At 39.6% G+C, this 14,800-nt stretch carries 9 protein-coding genes; 5 read left to right on the top strand and 4 right to left on the bottom strand.

The window, feature by feature from the left end; genetic code table 11:
* The first annotated feature begins 8 nt into the window (after positions 1 to 8).
* The gene (locus H8692_RS08270) at positions 9 to 3,518 is read left to right on the top strand and encodes an FAD-dependent oxidoreductase (protein ID WP_187525444.1); all 3,510 of its coding nucleotides are present in this window, start codon (positions 9 to 11) and stop codon (positions 3,516 to 3,518) included.
* Between the two features lie 66 nt (positions 3,519 to 3,584).
* Here H8692_RS08270 and H8692_RS08275 read toward each other — a convergent pair whose 3' ends face one another.
* Genes H8692_RS08275 through H8692_RS08285 form a run of 3 tightly spaced genes read right to left on the bottom strand, consistent with a single transcriptional unit; the run spans position 3,585 to position 7,280 of the window.
* Entirely contained in the window at positions 3,585 to 5,162 is a 1,578-nt protein-coding gene (locus H8692_RS08275; RefSeq protein ID WP_177268515.1) for an acyl CoA:acetate/3-ketoacid CoA transferase, read from the bottom strand.
* Positions 5,163 to 5,179: 17 nt separating this feature from the next.
* Positions 5,180 to 5,956: an enoyl-CoA hydratase/isomerase family protein gene (locus H8692_RS08280; RefSeq protein ID WP_187525445.1), complete on the bottom strand. Its 777-nt coding sequence runs from the start codon at positions 5,954 to 5,956 to the stop codon at positions 5,180 to 5,182.
* 16 nt (positions 5,957 to 5,972) lie between these two features.
* Positions 5,973 to 7,280 (bottom strand): GntP family permease, encoded by a 1,308-nt coding sequence (locus H8692_RS08285; RefSeq protein WP_177268511.1) that lies wholly within the window; start codon positions 7,278 to 7,280, stop codon positions 5,973 to 5,975.
* A gap of 221 nt (positions 7,281 to 7,501) precedes the next feature.
* On the opposite strand from H8692_RS08285, the gene H8692_RS08290 reads away from it, so the two are divergent.
* From H8692_RS08290 to H8692_RS08300, 3 genes are read left to right on the top strand one after another with little or no spacing between them, the layout of a single operon-like run.
* Positions 7,502 to 8,203 (top strand): ABC transporter ATP-binding protein, encoded by a 702-nt coding sequence (locus H8692_RS08290; RefSeq protein ID WP_177268595.1) that lies wholly within the window; start codon positions 7,502 to 7,504, stop codon positions 8,201 to 8,203.
* Positions 8,197 to 11,151 carry an FtsX-like permease family protein gene (locus tag H8692_RS08295; RefSeq protein ID WP_187525446.1) on the top strand — a complete coding sequence of 985 codons (2,955 nt, stop codon included), beginning with the start codon at positions 8,197 to 8,199 and terminating at the stop codon, positions 11,149 to 11,151. The genes H8692_RS08290 and H8692_RS08295 overlap by 7 nt, the downstream gene beginning before the upstream one ends.
* A 33-nt stretch (positions 11,152 to 11,184) precedes the next feature.
* A complete protein-coding gene (locus H8692_RS08300; RefSeq protein WP_187525447.1) occupies positions 11,185 to 11,880 on the top strand; it encodes an acyl-[acyl-carrier-protein] thioesterase in 696 nt (231 codons plus the stop codon).
* A 48-nt stretch (positions 11,881 to 11,928) separates the two neighbouring features.
* Here H8692_RS08300 and H8692_RS08305 read toward each other — a convergent pair whose 3' ends face one another.
* A complete protein-coding gene (locus H8692_RS08305) occupies positions 11,929 to 12,423 on the bottom strand; it encodes a TetR/AcrR family transcriptional regulator (RefSeq protein ID WP_187525448.1) in 495 nt (164 codons plus the stop codon).
* A gap of 287 nt (positions 12,424 to 12,710) precedes the next feature.
* Between H8692_RS08305 and H8692_RS08310 the strand changes: the two genes are divergently transcribed.
* A complete protein-coding gene (locus H8692_RS08310; protein ID WP_177268503.1) occupies positions 12,711 to 14,798 on the top strand; it encodes a M28 family peptidase in 2,088 nt (695 codons plus the stop codon).
* Positions 14,799 to 14,800 lie beyond the last annotated feature (2 nt).

The following is a 14,800-nucleotide window of genomic DNA, read 5'->3' on the forward strand; positions in this document are numbered from 1 at the left end:
AGGAAAAAATGAATAAATTCAGACTGAATATAAACGGCAAAGAAGTTCTGGGTGTTCCGGGACAGACCATTCTTGAAGTTGCCAGAGAAAATGACGTTTTCATTCCAACTCTCTGCTACGATGAAAGAACGAAGGTATACGGCGCGTGCGGTATATGTATGTGCGAGGTGGAGGGCAATCCTAAACTTTGTAAAGCTTGTGCTACGGAAATAGCTCCGGGTATGGTTATAAAGACTAATACACAGCGTGTAATAGAGTCAAGAAAAACAAATTTGGAATTACTTCTTTCAAATCATGTGGGAGACTGCAGACCGCCATGTGTATTGGCATGTCCGGCTCAGACTGACTGTCAGGGATATGTAGGACTTATTGCCAACGGAGAATATGAAGAGGCTCTTGAGCTTATAAAAGATAAACTGCCGCTTCCGGCTTCATTAGGCAGAGTATGTCCGCATCCTTGTGAAGCAGAGTGCAGAAGAGGGCTTATAGATGAACCTATTTCTATACAATGGTTAAAACGATTTGCAGCAGATCAGGATTTGATGAATGAGGATGCTTTTATTCCGGAATGCGAACCGGATACAGGCAAGAGCGTGGCTGTTATAGGCGGAGGCCCTATGGGACTGTCTGCAGCATATTTTCTTAGACAGAAAGGCCACGCCGTTACAGTGTTTGAAGCTATGCCTAAAGCGGGCGGTATGTTAAGATATGGGATACCTGAATACAGACTGCCTAAAGAGGTTCTCGATGATGAAATTTTTACCATTCAGAAAATGGGTGTGGAGATAATCACAGACACTAAGATTGGCAAGGATATACCGTTTGAAACTGTAAAACAAGATTTTGATGCGGTTCTTATTGGTATAGGTGCATGGATATCCACAGGCGTGGGCTGCACAGGCGAGGATGCGGAAGGCGTTATCGGTGGTATTGACTTTTTGAGAAAAGTTGTAAGAAATGAGGAGATACAGCTTGGAGAAAAAGTTGCTATAGTGGGCGGAGGAAATACTGCTATGGATGCCTGCAGAACAGCGGTAAGGCTTGGAGCGAAAGAAGTTTATAATATCTACAGAAGAACTAAGGATGAAATGCCTGCAGATATGGTAGAAATTGAAGAAGCGGAAGAAGAAGGCGTTATATTCAAGAACCTGACAAATCCTCTTGAGGTGGTAAAAGATGAGACCGGTCATGTTAAAGAGGTAATTCTTCAGGTAATGGAACTGGGTGAGCCTGATGAATCAGGGAGAAGAAGACCTATACCTGTTAAAGGAAAAACCGAAACGATAACTATAGATACTATGATACTGGCTATAGGTCAGGCAGTTGACGCATCTGTATTTGACTGTGATAAGACCAGAAAGAATGCGATCGCTTACGATAAGGAAACCTTCATGACCAGCATTCCGGGTGTGTTTGCAGGCGGAGACTGCGGTAATGACAAGATTTCCATAGCTGTAGAGGCAATAGCTGACGCAAAGAAAGCATCGGAGGTTATAGACGCCTATTTGGACGGTGAAGTAATAAAATATGAAAAGCCGTATTTCGTAGAGAGAGATGATATTACAGAAAAAACATTTGAAGACAGAGAGAGAATGTGCAGGCCGGAGATGCCTCAGCTCAGAGCTGAAGAACGAAAGGATAATTTCAGCGAGGTTATTCCTGATGGATATACTGCAGAAGAGGCCGAGGCTGAAGCGTCTAGGTGTCTTGAATGCGGATGTCATGATTACTTCGAATGCAAGCTTATAGATCTGGCTCATCAGTATGATGTTGATCCGGATAGATTTGCCGGAGATAAGAACAAGGTCGAATATGAAGATAATCATCCGTTTATAGTGAGAGACCCTAACAAATGTATCCTCTGCGGTCTCTGCGTGAGAGTATGTGATGAGGTGATGGGAGTGGGAGCGCTTGGTCTTGTCAACAGGGGTTTTGATACTGTAGTTAAGCCAAATATGGAAAAACCTCTTGTTGAATCAGGATGTATTTCGTGCGGTCAGTGCGTGAGTGTCTGCCCTACAGGTGCTCTCCAGGAGCGAACAACCATGATAAAAGAAACTCCTGTAGAAACTCTTGAAACAGACACCACATGTTCATACTGTTCGGTAGGCTGTAGTCTCAAGCTGGAAAGCTGTGGAGACATGCTTATAAAGGCAAATCCTGCAAAAGACGGCGCTGTAAATGCAGGTCTTGCATGTGGCAAGGGGAAATGGGGCTTTGACTGTTCAATGCTTGAAGATAAACTTGAAGAGCCACTTATTAAGACTTCGGAAGGTTTTAGAGAGGCGGATTACCATGAAGCTCTTGTAATGATTGCCAAGAAATGCCAGTCAGTTGGTGCCAAATATGGAAAAGATGCCATAGGAGTTGCTGTTTCAGACAGATATACCAATGAGGAGGCCTATGCTATGAAGAAGATGGCAGAGGCTATGGGGGCAAAGATTTTCTGTATGAACAGCAGAAAGAGCGGCATCAAACAGGTTATCGGTCATGATGCTTCGCCTAATACTATAGATGAGCTGCTTTCTACAGATGTTATTCTGGCCGTAGGATTTAATGCCACAGATAATCCTGTTATACAGCTTAAGATGAAGCAGGCATCTGAACGAGGAACTAAGGTAATACTGGTTAATCCGGAGAAATATCCGCAGAAGATGAATTACCTTTACGATGAGATTTACACTGCCAATGATCTGACTTTTATAAAGGAAATCGCCAAAGCAATAATAGACAGCGGAAAAGCTAAGAATGCGGAGGGATACGAAGCGTTTGCAGAAAGCCTTGAGTCTGTAAAGGTAGGAGAGGCGGCAAAGGCTGTGGCTGATGTATATATGAATGCTAAAAAGGCAATGATAGTATTCACTCAGAATCTTATAACTTCCGATGCGGCAGCTTTATTGGCTGATATAGCTGTGATAAGCGGGCATATCGGAAGTCCGAGAGACGGTATGCTTCAGGTTAAACCGAAGAATAATTCACAAGGCCTTATAGATATGGGAATAACATCAGGTGCAGAAGAACTGAACGGGGTGAAAGCACTTTTAGTATTCGGTGAGGAAGCAGATATAGATATAGATGCTCTGGAGTTCTTGGCAGTGTGTGACACACATGTGACGTCTCTTGCAGCTAAAGCAGATGTGGTGATACCGGGAACGGGATTCGCCTCTACGGATGGTACCTATACCAACACTGAGCGAAGAATGCAGCTGGTATTAGCGGCTATTGATGAAAACGTAGCTCTTAGTAACTGGGAGGTGGCTGCAGAAATTGCTCATGTACTGGAAGTAGATTATGAATGGGAAGATACTGAGGATATTTCCATGGAGATGAACGATACAGTTCCGGCATACAAATATGCTGAGGTAGGAAAAGTTCTTGGAGGAGTTCTTACTCCTTCAGAAAATGCAGGACTTGTTGTTGTTGAGGATGGAAAATTTGCAGATCCGATAAAGTGCACAGACAGTCTGATGAATGTTATTATGGAAAGACTTCCTAAACCAGCTGATCCGACAGCTTAGGATATTTTCTTGATAATAAAAGACCGGTAAGCAAATAATTGATTCTTACCGGTCTTTTTGTTTTTGTTATTTAAGGATTATTCCCATGGGTTTATTTATGAACAGTCGTGTATCCATCAGTTTTAGATTCTCTGATATGTGAGGTGTGAATTCCATTTTATCAAGGATATCTTTTTGCAGATTAGCTCCGGGAGCAATTTCTATGAGGACCGGACCTTCTGGCTGAAGTCTGAAAACGGCACGCTCAGTTATATAAAGTACATTTTGCCGTCCTTTATCAAGAGAATTTTCTCCTGAAAATGTTATATGATCTACGTTCTTTTTGAATTTTATATGAGGTCCGTCTTTGATTATCCTGATACCTCCGTTTTCTATTCGTATATCGCTTTTCCCTGCGGTAAATGTTCCCATAAAACATATGTTTTTCGCTCCTTGGGTTATGTTTATGAATCCTCCGGGGCCGGGAACTTTTCCTGCGAACCTTGATACATTCACGTTTCCGTGCATATCTATTTCTGCTGATCCAAGGCAGGCAAAGTCAATACCGCCTCCGTCATAGAAATCAAACATATCAGGTTGTTTTAATATGGCATCGGGATTGTATGCTGCTCCTGTAGCTATTCCCGGAGCAGGGACACCCCCCATAACGCCGGATTCTATGCTGGCAGATACTTTTTTGATAAGGCCTTCTTCATTTAAGACGTTAGAAACGCTCATAGGAAGACCTATTCCGAGATTGATAAATGAGTCTTCTTTAAGTTCAAAAACTCCTCTTCTGCATATCACTTTTTCTTTTGTAAGAGGGAGCGTCTTTATTTCTTCAAGCTGTATTTTTTCGTCCCCACACCATGAATTGATCGGCTTAGGCAGTCCTTGGATAAAATGTTGCCCCGTGTTTTCCGGTGAGCCGAGTATCACATAATCAACAAGGGTGGAAGGCACCGTTACCATTTGAGGATGAAGATCTCCACTTTCAACGATTTCATCAACCTGAACCATGACTATACCTCCTGAATTTCTGGCGGCGGTAGCCATTTCTAACTGTTCTAAGTGCATAGCTTCCTTTTCCAGGGAAATATTTCCTTTATTATCAGCTTTAGTTCCCTTTATTATTGCGATATCTATAGGGAAGGCAGGGTAGAAGAGACATTCGGATCCGTTGAGGGAAATGAGCTGTACAGGGATATCACTGCATGCTTTCGCAGCATCGTTGATACAGCCTCCGTCTATACGCGGATCTACAAATGTTTTCATACCTACTTCGGTGATTATTCCCGGTTTTCCAGAGGCGATGGCTCTCATCATATGAGACAGCACACCTTGAGGGATCATGAAGCAGGGGAAGGCATTTTCTGTGATAAGAGGATATATCTTATTGGCGAGGCTGAGATTGCTGCACAGAAAACGTTTCATCAGGCCTTTGTGGGCAAAATGGTTTATTCCGCGGTTTTTGCCGTCACCTCCGATGCCAGCTACATTTACTACGGACAGTGAGTGGGGATGTCCTTCTTCTATGAAACGTGTTTCTATTTCACTAAGTATATCATCGGCCAGACAGAAGCTTATAAATGCATCGATAGCAACTGTGGTGCCGTCTTTTATCATAGAAGCGGCTTCTTTAGCGTTTATGAATTTGACAGTCATGTTTCAACCTTTCCAGTTTATTTGTTTTTGAACTTTATATTTTTTTCTTTTGCGAGAAAGCCGCCCATTCCTATTTTTTGGTCGTCTGTAGAAAAAAGTTTACTGAATATTTTTCTTTCTATCAGACAGCCGCCTTGTATGCTGGAATTTCGTGATATATTGACGGCTTCTTTAGCAGATTTTACGGCTATTTGACCGTTTTTTTCTATTGCTCTGCACAGACTGATGGCTTCATTAAGAAGATTTTCTTTTGAGGTGATTTTGTTGATTAGTCTTATATTCAATGCTTTTTGTGCATCTATGATTTCTGCAGTGAATATCATTTCCTTTGCTATACTTTCACCTACAGTACGGGGAAGTCGCTGCGTGCCTCCGGCACCGCAGATGACACCGAGGCTTGTTTCGGGAAGTCCCATGCGGGCATTTTCGGATGCTATCCTGATGTCGCATGCGAGAGCTAACTCCAGACCTCCCCCAAGTGCATATCCGTTGATAGCTGCGATGACAGGAAGATCCATGTTTTCAAGTCTCATATTAAGATCACTTCCCAGAGCAGCCCATACGGCTATCTCTGTTTCATTTTTTCTGTACATTTCTTTTATATCGGCACCTGCTATAAAAGTTTTGCCTGAACCGGTTATGATAACTGTATATATTTCAGGATCATTTTCTGCGGTATCCAGAGCCGTATTGATCTGGGAAATAAGGCTTTCGCAGAGAGCGTTGAGCGTATGAGGTTTGTTTATAGTTATGAGGGCCGTATGTTGTTTTTTTTCAAATATTACATTATCCATTTTATATCTCCCGAGGTTATCCTATTATGATACATAACGGCAGAGCGACGAGGAAGGTGGCAGCTACCGGGACAATCAGACATGTAACAAAGTTATATTTGTATGAAAGTTTGTGAGTGGTATTGCATATAGCGAATACTGATACTATCGAACCATTCCACGGCAGAGAGTCCAGTCCTCCGCAGCCGTCAGAGCAAAGTCTGTGGATGAATCCAAGATTATACCCTTGACTTCCGTATTCTATAAAAGTGTCTCCAAGTGTTTCGTACATGAGAGATATACCGCCGGAGGCAGAACCCAGTATTCCTGCAAATATGTTGGCTCCAACAGCGGCTACTATATAGGGGTTGGCATCTGAGTTAAGCAGTACGTCTGTGGCATACTGGTAAAAAGGCGTTGCTTTTGCGACTGAACCAAATCCTACGATTACAGCTGTATTTATGATTACAGTTACAGAAGAGACCGCGGCATTGTTGAACATGTCCAACATCTCCGGCTTGGGGAGATGTCTGTGAAACAGGATAAGAGCCGTTATTATGCCTATAAGCAGACATATGATTATATCCAGTTTAGTAATATTGAATAGTATTAATACGAGAGCTAATGGTATTATTGACAATATTCCGTTGGGTGAATCGTCTTCTTCCTCTACTCGTTTGACGCCTTCCGGCCATTGAAAATGTTCTCCGCGAAGCCGTGCTTTTTTAGCTGAATGGTTCATGAATATTATTATGGATACTGCCATTACTGCGGCTCCTGTAATGCCTGGGATAAGTCCTGCATAGGAAGGCGTGCCAAGGTATTGCATAGACACAACATTAGGTATTTGAGGTGTAAACGGACCGGTCATGGCGAAAGTCCACATACCTCCGCAGACTATACCGGGAAGCAGATATGTGGGAAGATCAGCATCTTCAAACAGTTTAAGAGCTATGGGATATACGGAAAAAATAATGACAAAACTGTTTATTCCCCCGTAACTTAGGATTGCTGCGGACATCATACAGGCCAGCATACAGTGTTTTGCTCCGAATTTTTTGGAAATGAGAGAGCCTATTTTTGCGGCGGCGCCTGAATTTTGATATATGTTTCCAAAAATATTTCCCAGAAGGAAGATAAAAAAGTATGACAGGAAAAATCCGGTGGTACCGGACATATAGGTTTCCGTTACTCCTTTGAATAGAGGCAGTCCGCTGGTAAGGCAAACAAGTATAGCGGCCAAGGGGCCTATTATGATGGGGGAGACTCTTTTGAAGATCAATACAGCCATACCGATAAAGGTGGCCAGAAGCCCCAGTCCGGAAATAAGCACTTCGTTGTTCATAATGATTATCCTTTCTAAAACACATTAATATTAAAATTATATCATAAGGAATTACAGAGTAACAAGGAGTCAAAAGTATTATTATTTATAGAATAAACACAGTATAAAGACATGATCGTCAATTTTAGTTGTCATAATCAAAATATAAGAGTAAAATAAATATAATAACTGATGGGTGAAAGGAGAGCGCAGAATCAGATATGAATCTGTGTATTCGTGATATGTCATTTGTGAGATTTGAAAATGTAGGAAAGATATACAAGTCCGGAGATGTGGAGGTGAGAGCGCTTCATGGAGTGACTTTTGAAATAGAGAAAGGCGAAGTCTGTGTAGTAGTAGGGCAGTCAGGAGCAGGAAAAACTACGCTGCTCAATATCCTGGGCGGTATGGATGTTCTTACTGAAGGAAATGTGATTCTGGACGGACGGGATATATCTTCTCTTTCCACCAAGCAAATGGCTACATACAGAAGGTTAGATATAGGCTTTGTTTTTCAGTTTTATAACCTCATACCTAATCTGACCGCTCTTGAAAATGTAGAAATTGCTTCTCAACTTTCAAAAAATCCTTTGAACAGTGAGAAGGTAATAGCCGCTGTAGGTCTTAAAGACAGAATGAATAATTTTCCGGCTCAGTTATCAGGGGGAGAGCAGCAGAGAGTGGCTATAGCCAGAGCTTTAGCAAAAAATCCAAAGCTGCTTTTATGTGATGAGCCTACAGGAGCTCTTGATTATGAGACGGGTAAATCTATATTGAAGCTTTTGCAGGAAGCTTGTAAAAAAAGTGGTATGACAGTAGTGATAATAACCCATAATTCGGCTCTTACTGCCATGGCGGATAGGGTAGTTAAGATAAAGAATGGTACCGTAGCATCAGTCAAGCTTAATGATAATGTGGTTTCCGTAGAAGAGATAGAATGGTAGAGGCGAAAAAGATGTCGGGGAATATTTATTTCAAGAATATAAGAAGGACTATATTCCAGAGTATGGGCAGATATATAGCGATCTTTGCCATTATTGCGTTGGGAGTGGGATTTTTTGCCGGCGTGAAAAATACTAAAGGTTCTATGATGCTTACGTGTAATGAATATGTTAATCGATATAATATGTATGATTTTCGTATCGTATCAACATATGGGTTTACAGAAGAAGATGTTTCTGCTGTAAGTGATGTAGAACAGGTATCGGAAGCAGAAGGATCTGTGACAGCAGATTTCTTTTCGGAAGACAGGATAGGTAATTCCATCATAATCAGAGCGCATTCTATAACTGATAAAGTAAATAAGGTAGATCTTTTAAAAGGCCGTATGCCCGAAAGTGATGACGAATGTGTGGCAGACAGTCATTTTTTTAGAGAGAGTGATATAGGAAAGACTCTTGAGGTAACGAGTGAAAACAGTAAGCAGACAAGTGATGCTTTGACATATAAAGAATATAAAATAGTAGGAATTGTAAATTCTCCTTATTATATGATGAAAACAGACAGGGGGACGACATCTTTAGGTGATGGGAAGATAGAAGCTTATGTATATATGCCTGCGAAGGGGTTTACTTCTCAGTATTTCACGGAGCTCTTTGCGGTATCTGAGAAACAAGGGTTTGTGTTCAGTGACGAATATTACAGTAATATAGCCAAAACGGAAGATGCGGTTATCAATGCTGCAGAAAGCATGGCTTCAAAAAGATATCAGCAGGCAGTTGATGAAGCGCAGTTGGAGATCGATGAAGGACAGCAGGAAATTGATGAGGGAAGACAGCGGCTAAAAGAGGAAAAAAATTCAGTATATGGGCAGTTAAACAGTGCTAAAAATACGCTTGATGAACAAAGTTCTCAGATGAATTCATCCAGAGAACAGATAAATTCTCAGAAAGATTCTCTTAATTCTCAAAAACAACAGGTAGTATCAGCGATAGCTGAAGTAAAACAACAGATCGAATCTCTTGATCCTCAGGCTCCGGCGGAGACTGAGGAAACTTTGAAGACACAACTTTTACAGCTTGAGGAAAATCTCTCTCAAATAGAGGGAGGACTGGAGGAAGTTTCAGAGGGCGAAAAGAAACTGGATTTGGCTGAAGGGCAGATAAAAAACGGATACAGTGATTATTATTCCAATAAAAGCAAAGCTGAAAGAAGCTTTGCTTCGGCTGAGGCAGAGCTTTCCAATGGGCAGACAGAAATAAATAAAGCGAAAGAAGATCTGGAAAATTTTGAAAAACCGGAAATATTTGTTCAGGATAGAGAGGATAATCTGGGTTTTGGTTCATTTGAGAGCAATGCTGATATTGTAGACAGCATTGCAAAAATATTCCCTGTATTTTTCTTCCTGATAGCAGCACTTGTATGCTCGACTACTATGTCCAGAATGATAGATGAGGAGAGAACGCAGATAGGTGCTCTCAGTGCTCTTGGATATACTCCGGGCAGGATAATGCTTAAATATATGATATATTCGGGGTCTGCTGCTATCTTAGGGTGTGCTGTAGGTTTTTTTGCAGGATCAAAATATTTTCCGTCTTTCATATGGAAGGCATATGGGATGATGTTTGGTTTTGCTCCTCTTGAATTTTATTTTAACTGGAAGTTGGCTTTAGTATCTCTTGCTGTGTCACTGTTGTGTTCTACAGGAACTACGTATTTGGCATGCAGGGGTCAGCTTAAACATATGCCTGCGGAGATCCTGAGGCCGAAAGCCCCGAAAGCAGGGAAACGTATATTTTTGGAGAGAGTTAGATTTATCTGGAAACATATGAAATTTCTGCATAAAGTATCAGCCAGAAATATTTTCCGGTACAAAAAGAGGATGATAATGATGATTCTGGGAATAGGAGGTTGCACATCGCTTGTGCTGGCAGGATTCGGAATAAATGATTCTGTGGCGGGAATTGCTGACCATCAGTATTCTGAGATAGAGAAATATCATATGACAGTGGCCTTCGAACAATCGGGAGAAGATTTGAAAAAACGATTTGAGGATGAATATGGAAAAGAACTTTCCAATGCAGCATTACTACAGCAGACATCTGTAAATGCAAAAGGTCCTGATGCCAACAAATCATGCAGCCTTATGATTTCTGATGACAGAGATATTCTTAAAGCTGTGAATTTTACCGAAGACGGAAAAAAAATATCTTATCCGGGAAAAGGAGAAGCTCTTATAAACAATAAACTGGCTGAGATGTTGGGGGTTAAAGCTGGCGATACTATAGAATTAAATTATGATGATACAAAAACAGCAACACTTAAAGTCGCGGGAATATATAAAAATTATGTTTCCAACTATATATATATTAATGAGGAAACCTATCAGCAGGACATGGGGAAAGCGTATGAACCATCAGTTTTGTTTGTATCATTTAAAGATGGAATTGATATTCATAATATATCAGAGAGTATCAATGAGTTTGATGGAGTTATAGGTATATCCATAAATGAAGATGCCAAAAGCCGTGTAGATGATATGATGGTAAGTCTGAATTATATAATAATATTGGTGATCGGATGCGCCGGAGCTTTGGCCTTTATCGTGCTTTTTAATCTTGGGAATATAAATATAACAGAAAGAGAGCGTGAAATAGCTACTATAGAGGTGTTGGGATTTTATCCGAGGGAAACAGGCTCTTATGTTTTTCGTGAGAATTTTATCCTTGTACTTTTGGGAATAGCGGCAGGCTTGCCTTCGGGATTTGCTCTTCATAAGTTTATTATGAGCAGGATAGTAGTTGATGCTGTGTCCTTTAATGAGGTAATAGAGCCTGTCAGTTTCGGTTTGACTGTAGTTGTAGTTTTAGGATTCGCTTTTATAGTAGATGTGATACTGAGGCAGAAGCTTAAGCGGATAAATATGGCAGAAGCTTTGAAATCTGCGGAATAGAATAAAGTTTTATTAAAAAATTCTGGAGGAAATATGCTTGAACTAAAAGAGAAAATAAGTTTTAACAGATCAGATCTGGATGAGAATGGCAATGTGAAAGCCTCGAGTATAATGTATCATTTTCAGGAGATTGCATCTCATCATGCTGATTCTCTGGGGTATGGGTATGATGGGTTAATCAGAGACGACAGGATATGGGTCTTGTCTAAACTGAAGTTTAAGATATATGATAAGCTCATCTCGGAGAAGGAGTATATACTCTCCACATACCCAAGGCCCAAAAAGGGATTGACTTTTTTTAGGGATTATTACCTTCATGATGGTGAGGGTATTCTTACAGCAGCAGGAATGAGTCACTGGTGTATAATAAATTTCAGGACAAGAAAGCTGGAGAAAACAGATATAAATTTTGACGGAGAATATATAGATCACGTTCCTTTTGAGGAAGGAATAGAAAAGATAAAGGCTGTAGATCCTGTGAAGGCAGGCAGTCATGTTGTAACAGAAGCGGATCTTGATGTTAACAGACATGTCAATAATTGTAGATATGCTGATATTATAAGCGGCGTACTGGGAAAAAACAATTATGGCAGTTTTATCATGAACTTTTCGAAAGAAGCAATGCTGGGGGATGAGATTCTTCTGTACACGGAGGTTCAAAATAAGGAAACGATAATAGTAGGTAAGCTGAAAGACGGAACAGTTATTTTTCAGGCAGGAGTGAAATAAGCGATAAAATAAATATGTAAAAAACGATACCTATAAAAGTATCGTTTTTTATGTATATAGAGGATCACAGACTGAATCTATATCTATAAGTAATCTTAATAATTTTTCTTTTGGATAAATAAGATCTGTTTCAAGCCAAAGACTTAATACTGAAATAAATCCTTCGTTTTGATATCGTGATATGAATTTCCACTCTTCTTTCATTTCAGGCATATCCATCTCATAGAGGACAATAGAGTGGAATTTTTCTTCAAAAAAATTTGTCATCTTATTTCTAAAGGTTCCGGGAGAATTTCTTAACATAAAAATGCGGCATATATTGGCGTTATCATATATGTAATTGATCAGAGTTTTATACACTTCATTATATTTATGGGTGGGTTCTTTAATAATAATATTATTTATTTCTTTAAACAGATCGCTTTCCATCTGATCATATAAATCATAGATATCTTGGTAATGGGTATAAAAAGCTCCTCGTGAAACATCTGCGAGATCTGTCAGCTCTTTGACAGAAATATTATGTAGTTCCTTTGTTTGCAATAATTTTGAAAGAGACTCTTTGAGGAGTCTTTTTGTTCTTTTTACACGTCTGTCGGAATTGTTCATATTGTACTCCTTTTTTCCTTTTAAAACATGTTAATAGACAGAGGATTGTTTAACTGTCTGCTAATTGACATTTTCGGTTGATATTGAATATGGTTTTTACGTCAGATCTTAATTATAATAAGATTACAAAAAATAATCAACACATGTTTAAAAAAAGATTTTTCGGAATATTATGAGTGTGTAGTTTTGAAAGAGGCTGCATATGAGAAAGGAGTGATAATTTGGAATGTAAGACACTGAAACAGAATATTGAACGTTATTGCAGTAAGGTTGATACTGACCGGTGGACAGAATTTGTCAGAGATTATTCAGCTATAGGAGACAGTTTGATTTATGGCGGAAAACATGGAGGCAGTGATGCTGAACATGCAGGTGCTGAATATATAGCGCAGCAGCTTCGCAGTATAGGGGTAGAAAAAGTAGAAATTGTAGAAACCCCTGTAAGCAAATATCAGTTTAATGATGCCCGGCTTCGTGTGATTTCAGATATCGATAATATTGAACATATGGAAATTAGACCTTATGGTTATCGATCTCCGGGAACAGGCAGCAACGGTATAACTGCAAGCTTGGTAGATGTAGGTACAGCAACGAGAGATGAACTGAAAAATTTGAATATAGAGGGTAAGATAGCACTTTTTTGCGGCATGGATGTTTTAGAAGCTGGGAATCTGATAGCACAGATTGAGGAAACTGTAATAAATAAAGCTGCCGCACTGTTGATTTATGCAGGGGAGGGTGTACTCAATGAAGAAACGATACGTGTACAGACGCCCATGAATAAATCGCCTATTCCTATAATGGGTATTAGTTTAAAACATGCTAATTATTTGAAAGGTATTTTGAAAAAAGTCGGAGAAATAGAACTCAATTTGACTGTAGATGCTGTTTATACTCCTGATGTAGGAGTTACATATAATGTGCTGGGAGAAATACCGGGGAGTATGAGTGAAGAAAAAATAGTCTTTTCTGCTCATCTTGACCATTTTTTTCGCTGTATTCAGGATAATATATCGTCATGTGCAGCTTTGCTGGGTATAGCTCATGCCGTTATGCGTTCAGGCTACAGACCGAAGAGGAGTATGATCTTTGCTTTTCATGGGGCACATGAGTGTGGGATGATTGATACAAAATATCCTTATATTACCGGCTCATACGAGACTATAAAAAAGAAGATGACAGAATGGAAAAATAAAGTGATTGCTGATATCAATTTTGAATATGCAGCTCTTGCTCTTGAAGAATTGAAGGCTGTTACCACAATAGGGAATGAGATTAATTTGTTTGATTATATCAATTATTCTCCGGAGCTTACCGGAGGTTTCGAAAAAAAATCAGCAGGCACGGGTTCACAGCTATATAATGGTTTATCCTGGTGTGACGGGATTTCATACTGCACAGCGGGAATTCCGGTATATACCAATGATATTATTACAGAACAGCTTGAGGGAAAATCAGCATATATAGGCAGAGACCATTCAAATCATGATAACTGGGAAAGCTACAATCCAGATGCATTAAGAGATTCAATTCGGTACTATGGGGGATTAGGGATATATTTGGATTCGCTTCCATATCTGGAAATTGATTTTTCGGCACAGTCTAAACGTATACGTGTTGAATCAGATTTTGATTCTCTGGAAGAACAGGGGATAAAAACAGGAAGAATGCAATATAAGCTTAAACTTTTGGAAGATGCTTCGAAAATATTGCTTAAAGAATTAAAGGATAAAAATCAAAAATATTTTATGGAAGTGGATTCTGGAATTGACACAGATAAGCAGAGAGAGTTTTATGATAATGCTCGCAGATATAATTCGTATATCTTGAAGATATTCGACTTTTTTCAAACTAAAATAGATGCAGTTGCTCCGTCGGATTTTCTCATTTCCAGAAGCGGAAAATATCTTATGAACATAGGGCTAATGGAGGAAGCGGAGGAATTTTTAAGAAATAAAGAACCTGAAAAGGCAAAACAGTGTCTTTTTCAAGTTGATATGGCGGGGATTTCATATTACTTCAGCGAGATGATATCTGAGAAAATGTGTCATCAGATAAATGGAAAAGAGTATGAAAAAAGAAGAACGTGGGCATCAGGAAAGGAGCTGAATTGTTATACTTTTTATCCTTTGATGACACAGTTAAAACAAAAAATTGAAAATGGGGATGAAGATTTTAAAGAGGAAATAAAGATGATGCGCAAAGCGATACGCAGGGAAATGATAAGGTTCATCATCGAATTAAAGAGAGAATTCAAAACCATAAAAAAAGGCATAAAAATGATAAGGTGTTTAAAGGAATCTATTTAAAG

The sequence above is a fragment of the Lentihominibacter hominis genome (assembly GCF_014385065.1).
GTDB lineage: Bacteria > Bacillota > Clostridia > Peptostreptococcales > Anaerovoracaceae > Lentihominibacter > Lentihominibacter hominis.

Bases quoted from the DNA above. Each gene is read 5' to 3' on its own strand.
- H8692_RS08290 (WP_177268595.1), top strand. From the start codon at position 7,502: ATGTCATTTGTGAGATTTGAAAATGTAGGAAAGATATACAAGTCCGGA.
- H8692_RS08275 (WP_177268515.1), bottom strand. From the start codon at position 5,162: ATGACTGTCAAATTCATAAACGCTAAAGAAGCCGCTTCTATGATAAAA.
- H8692_RS08295 (WP_187525446.1), top strand. From the start codon at position 8,197: ATGGTAGAGGCGAAAAAGATGTCGGGGAATATTTATTTCAAGAATATA.
- H8692_RS08285 (WP_177268511.1), bottom strand. From the start codon at position 7,280: ATGAACAACGAAGTGCTTATTTCCGGACTGGGGCTTCTGGCCACCTTT.
- H8692_RS08270 (WP_187525444.1), top strand. From the start codon at position 9: ATGAATAAATTCAGACTGAATATAAACGGCAAAGAAGTTCTGGGTGTT.
- H8692_RS08280 (WP_187525445.1), bottom strand. From the start codon at position 5,956: ATGGATAATGTAATATTTGAAAAAAAACAACATACGGCCCTCATAACT.
- H8692_RS08300 (WP_187525447.1), top strand. From the start codon at position 11,185: ATGCTTGAACTAAAAGAGAAAATAAGTTTTAACAGATCAGATCTGGAT.